General features: G+C 39.7%; 2 protein-coding genes. Both read right to left on the bottom strand.

The window, feature by feature from the left end; translation table 11 throughout:
* Nucleotides 1-102: 102 nt before the first annotated feature.
* Complete coding sequence (gene bfr, locus KIV40_RS31850) at nt 103-588, bottom strand: bacterioferritin (RefSeq protein ID WP_032553335.1); 486 nt, start codon at nt 586-588, stop codon at nt 103-105.
* 80 nt (nt 589-668) lie between these two features.
* Nucleotides 669-857, bottom strand: a complete 189-nt coding sequence (locus KIV40_RS31845; protein ID WP_032553336.1) for a (2Fe-2S)-binding protein — start codon at nt 855-857, stop codon at nt 669-671.
* Nucleotides 858-1,179: the final 322 nt, after the last annotated feature.

The raw sequence follows: 1,179 nt of genomic DNA, 5'->3' as shown, positions 1-1,179 counted from the left end.
CGAAAACTTAAGCTGCACTCCTCACTCACCATAAAACGCAAAAAGCAGAGGCCGAAGCACTCTGCTTTTAGTCACTACCTTTTCGACTCTAGTTTTTTGCTTTTAACCATCGTCGTCTTCATCAACATACTGCGCTTGCAGGTAATTTTGGATGCCGGTCATCTTCACAAGGCCGAGTTGAGTTTCGAGCCAGTCAACGTGTTCTTCTTCATCTTCTAAGATTTCAAGAAACAGATCGCGTGATACATAATCATGAATGTCTTCAGCATACGCGATGGCATTTTTCAGGTCAGGAATGGCTTCCATCTCCAAGGCTAGGTCGCACTCTAGCATCTCTTGTGTATCTTCGCCTATTTTGAGTTTGCCAAGATCTTGCAGATTAGGTAACCCTTCGAGAAACAAGATTCGTTCTATCAGATGGTCGGCATGTTTCATCTCATCAATAGATTCATGATATTCCTTATCAGCCAAATGCTTTAGACCCCAGTCTTTGTACATTCGCGCATGAAGAAAATATTGGTTAATGGCAACTAACTCGTTACCAAGAATTTTATTGAGATGTTGAATTATGATTGGATCGCCTTTCATGAGCACACTCTCCTCTTCGGTTCTTCTAACTGTAGAACCAAATCGAGAAGTGTCAAAAAGCTTGGTTGAGTTTTAAGTAACTAACCAGCTTGCTTAAACAGTGTGGCGGCGCTTTCGTTGATGATTTCTTTTGCTGAACGTACACATTTTCCGCATTGACTGCCGAGTGCCGTACATTTCTTAATTCCTTTTATATCGGTAATGCCTTCTTCGACAACGAGTTTTCGGATTTTCTTATCCGATACCCCATGGCATAAACAGACGTACATATTCAAACCTAAACTTTTAACTTGAGATCAAATATAAAGAGGAATCATTCTTATTACCAGTCTTATCTTTTACTGCTGTTAGACCGTTTTGTTATAGAAAAATCGTGCTTTTCATAGGTGGGAACACTTAGCGAAACAGCGTTGAGACTACATTGTGCTAAGTAATTGTATTACTGGATATTAGAGGTATGCGTTAAGTGCGCATTTCAAAGTTTTCTTATAACCACTCGTATTCTACTGAAAATAAAAAAGGGAAGCCGAAGCCTCCCTTTTTATGATGCGCCTCTTCTAATGAAGAGAGAGCAAAATCATTCGTTATTAA

It is taken from the genome of Vibrio sp. D173a (assembly GCF_030248475.1).
Note: the sequence above shows the minus strand (reverse complement) of the source record. Positions and strands in the feature narration are given on the sequence as shown.